Source organism: Frankia gtarii (assembly GCF_025403375.1).
Classification (GTDB): domain Bacteria; phylum Actinomycetota; class Actinomycetes; order Frankiales; family Frankiaceae; genus Frankia; species Frankia gtarii.
In genome coordinates this window covers 1-4202 of sequence record NZ_JAMPTM010000407.1, presented here as the reverse complement: position 1 = coordinate 4202, position 4202 = coordinate 1, and the positions used below count along the sequence as shown (strand labels likewise).

Annotated in this window: 4 protein-coding genes; 3 read left to right on the top strand and 1 reads right to left on the bottom strand. The window is 72.8% G+C overall.

Translation table 11 applies throughout. The annotated features are described in order from the left end of the window. From NBZ83_RS30430 to NBZ83_RS30420, 3 genes are all read left to right on the top strand, one after another. Nucleotides 1–878 (top strand): PaaX family transcriptional regulator (locus NBZ83_RS30430; protein WP_261576339.1); only part of this gene is annotated, 878 nt, incomplete at its 5' end. A gap of 100 nt (nt 879–978) precedes the next feature. Further along, nucleotides 979–2025: an LLM class F420-dependent oxidoreductase gene (locus NBZ83_RS30425; RefSeq protein WP_261576338.1), complete on the top strand. Its 1047-nt coding sequence runs from the start codon at nt 979–981 to the stop codon at nt 2023–2025. Beyond that, a complete protein-coding gene (locus NBZ83_RS30420) occupies nt 2022–2870 on the top strand; it encodes an enoyl-CoA hydratase/isomerase family protein (protein ID WP_261570944.1) in 849 nt (282 codons plus the stop codon). The genes NBZ83_RS30425 and NBZ83_RS30420 overlap by 4 nt, the downstream gene beginning before the upstream one ends. A gap of 49 nt (nt 2871–2919) precedes the next feature. Here NBZ83_RS30420 and NBZ83_RS30415 read toward each other — a convergent pair whose 3' ends face one another. Further along, entirely contained in the window at nt 2920–3876 is a 957-nt protein-coding gene (locus NBZ83_RS30415) for an FkbM family methyltransferase (RefSeq protein WP_261576337.1), read from the bottom strand. Between the last annotated feature and the right edge of the window lie 326 nt (nt 3877–4202).

Genomic DNA, 4202 nt, shown 5'->3' with positions numbered 1-4202 from the left:
GTGTGGGCGGGCGGCGGGGCCGGCGTCGTTACACTCCGGCGATGGCGGCCGGCGAGTTTCCGGGTGTGTCGGCGCAGAGCTGGGTGCCGCTGCTGATCGGCACCGCGCTGCCGGCGCGCCCGTTCGCGTCCGGCGCGGGCCTCGTCGACCTGCTCGCCACCGCCGGCTACGCGGCGGGAGCGACCCGGGTGGGGCTGTCACGGCTGTGCGCGGACGGCTCGCTCGAACGCCGCCGCGACGGCCGGCAGACCAGCTACCGTCTCGGCCGGCAGATGGCCGAGACGGTCACCTCGGTCGGCGGCCGGGTGGAGAGCTTCGGCCGGTCGGTGGGCTGGGACGGCTCGTGGACGATCGTGCTCGCCTCGGTGCCCGACGAGCTGCGCTCGACCCGGCGGCGGATGAAAAGCGCGCTGGCCTACCTCGGCTTCGGCCGGCTGCGGGAGACGACCTGGGTCGCCGCGCGGGCCTGCGAGGACGAGGTCAAGGATCTGGTCGAGTCGCTCGACTTGGCCGACCTGGTCGACGTGTTCGTCGGCCGCCCCTCGGCGCTCGCCGACGTCGACGCGATCCTGCACCGCTGCTGGGATCTCGGCTCGCTCACCCAGCGTTACAGTGCGTTCGTCGCCCGCTTCGCGCCGCTGCGCGCCGCCGGCTCCCGCGACGCCCTGACCGGGCCGGATGCGCTGCTGTGGTGGATGCGGCTCACCCACGACTACCGCGAACTCGTCTACCGGGACCCGGAGCTGCCCCCCGAGTTCCTGCCGACCGCCGCCCGCGCCCTGCGCGAGCAGGTCGTCGACACCTACGCGACGGCCCACGGCGGCCTCGACGGGCGCGCGACCGCCCAGGTGCGCCACGCGCTCGGCATCGACAGATAACAACCGATGGCTGCAGCGGACGGTTTCTGTTAGCTTCCCTGTCGACGGACGACTGCGGCCGGGTGGCCGCCGCACGCGTGCCCGGCGTGGAAGGATGCGTATGAGGATCGACGGAGCCCTGGGCACGCTGGAGCAGGCGACCCGCAACGCCCGCGCGGCGCAGGAGGCCGGCTATGACGGCGTGTGGGCGTCCGAGGTCAACCAGGATCCGTTCCTGCCCTTGACGCTCGCGGCCGACGCCACGTCGACGATCGAGTTGGGCACGTCGATCGCGGTGGCGCTCTCCCGCTCGCCGATGTCGCTGGCCTACACCGCGCACGACCTGGCGCGATTCTCCGGCGGCCGGTTCGTACTGGGGTTGGGGTCCCAGGTCAAGGCGCACATCACCCGGCGTTTCTCGATGCCGTGGGGCCGTCCGGGGCCGCAGATGCGCGAGTTCATCCTGGCGATGCGGGCCGCGTGGTCGAGCTGGGCGGACGGAACGCCGCTGTCGTTCGAGGGCGAGTACTACCGGCACACCCTGATGCCGCCGACGTTCGTCCCGGCGCCGCATCCCTACGGGCCGCCGCGGGTGCTGCTCGCCGGCGTCGGCGACGTGATGACCCGGGTCGCCGGCGAGGTAGCCGACGGTTTCCTCTGCCACGGTTTCACCACCGCGCGCTGGATCCGCGAGCACACCCTGCCGGCGCTGGCCGAGGGCCGGCGCCGCGCCGGGCTCGACCTGGCCGGCTTCGACGTCGTCGCCGGCGCCTTCCTCGCCACCGGGACCGAGCAGGAGATCGTCGAGGGCCTGGCGACGATCCGCGGGCAGCTCGCCTTCTACGGCTCGACGCCCGCCTACCGCCCGGTGCTCGAGCTGCACGGCTGGGGTGAGCTCGGGGCCGAGCTGACGGTGCTGTCGAAGCAGAACCGGTGGGCGGAGATGGCGACCCTGATCGACGACGACGTCGTCGAGGCGTTCGCCGTCGTCGCCCCGCCGGCCGAGGTCCCCGCCCGCATCGCCGAACGCTTCGCCGGCCTGGCGACGCGGCTGTCGTTCACCCCGCCGGCGTCGTTCGGCGCGGACGAGGTGCGCGAGATGGTCAGCGCCATCCGCGCCGTCCCCGCCCTCGGCGCCGACCCGGCGACCAGTGGCGCGGCGCTGTGAGCGCGCCGGGCGGCGCGGTGGACGACGGGGCCGGGGTGGATCTGGTGCAGCGGGAGGTCGTCGAGGACGGCGTGCAGCTGCTGCGGCTCAACCGGCCGGCGCGGCTCAACGCGATCACCCCGGCGCTCGTCGACGCGCTGCACCGCCGCCTCGACGAGGTTGACGCGGACCGCTCCTGCCGGGTGGTGATCCTCACCGGCGCGGGCCGCGGCTTCTGCGCCGGAGCCGACCTGCGCGGCGGGGATCCGGACATCCCCGAGCCGTTCGAGCCGCGGCCCGGCCCCGTCGGCACCTTCCAGATCCAGGAGCAGTACTCGCGCACGACCAGCCGGCTGCGGGCGCTGTCCAAGCCGGTGATCGCGGCGGTCAACGGGCCGGCGACCGGCGGCGGCCTGGCGTTCACGCTCGGCTGCGACATTCGCCTCGCCGCCGCGTCGGCGCGCTTCTCCGCGGCGTTCGCCCGCGTCGGGCTGTCCGGCTGCGACATGGGCACCGGCTGGCTGCTCAACCGGGTCGTCGGCGTCGGGCGGGCGCACGAGTTGCTGCTCACCGGCCGGATCATCGACGCGGAGGAGGCGCTGCGCATCGGCCTCGTGGTCGACGTCGTGCCCGACGACGCGCTGCTGGAGCGCGCGCTGCAGACCGCGCGGCTCATCCGCGCCAACTCGCCGTTCGGCGTCTACATGACCAAGCAGGTGATGTGGTCGACGCTGGAGATCCCCGGCCTGGAGGCGGCGATCAACCTGGAGAACCGCACCCAGGTCCTCGCCTCCACCACCGCGGACAACCCGGAGGCAGTGGCCGCGTTCCTCGAACGGCGCGAGCCCCGCTGGACCGACTCCTGAACCACGGGCACCGGGGCCAGGCGCCGATGGCGGGACGTCACGCGGGTCGTCAGATGCGCAGCAGCGTCTCGTCGGCGGTGGAGAAGTAGTTCGCGACGTAGGGACGGACGGGTTCGGCGGCGAGGCGTTTGTCCTCGACGGCCGGGTCGATCGGGCCGACGAGGGTGTCGGTCGCCTCGTCGTGGCGGAAGGTCCGGTAGCCGTGGCGGCCGAGCGCGTCGAAGACCTCCGACGGGGTGCCGCCCTCCCCGACGAGAGGGTCCTCGCTGATCTCGAAGCAGACGACGCCGATGCGCCGCTGCGCCAGCAGCCCGGCCGCGCCGGTGAAGACGTGACGCTCGAAGCCCTCGACGTCGACCTTGCACAGTGCCACCCGCTCGATGCCCTCCCGCTCGGCGAACCCGTCGAGGGTCACCGCCGGGACCTCGACCACCTCACCCGGTCGGATCGCCGTGCCGTCGTAGGTGAACATCGGGTGGCTGCCGAGCGAGTTCCACCCGGACGCGGGGTCCGGGAACACGTTCATCGTCGCCGTTCCCGGGGTGTCGGTGACGGCGGCGCGCACGACCGTGACGTCCGCGGACTGGTTGAGCGCGAGGGTCTGGACGAGCCGGTCGGCGGTCGCGGGCACCGCCTCGAAGGCGTACACCCGGCCGGTCGCGCCGGTGCGGCGTCGGGCGTGCACGCTGTAGACGCCGATGTTGGCGCCCACGTCGAACACCACGTCGCCGGCGCCGAGCAGCCGGTCCATCAGCGCGAACGCCGGCCGGTCACCGGGGCGGCGCATGAGCGAGCGCAGGTGGGCCCGTTCGTCGGCGGGGACCAGCAGGGTGATGCCGTACTCGTCCTCGACGACGACCGCCCCGCGCCGCGCCGCGTCCAGCGAGACCCGGGCCTGCCATAACGCGTCCTTCGTCGCGACGACACCGCCCCGCAGCCGCTTGTTCTGCCGCAGCGTCGCCCTGGCTTTCCCGGCAATGCGGTTCGCCATCTCCGTGCCCGACACATTCCACCCCTGAATATTTGCGCCACCCCCGCGGATCAGCGCCACGCACGCGAATCGGCGCCACCCACGCGAATCGGCGAAGGTCCGTCGTGGTCACGTGGACGGCCGACGGATTCGATGACACCGGCAGACTAGGGCGAATCGACCGATGGGTCCCGCTTTATGGCAACTGTGATTCAGATCACAGAAGTTCTGGAGAGCTCATTCCGATGAATAGTCCGGCTTGCGGTTGGGCAAAATTCGACCGTTGGGGAAGGGAACAGAAGAGAACGCCAAACGTCCCGGCGTGGGCGATGCGCCCGGGCCGGGGGAGGGTCGTGGTCAGC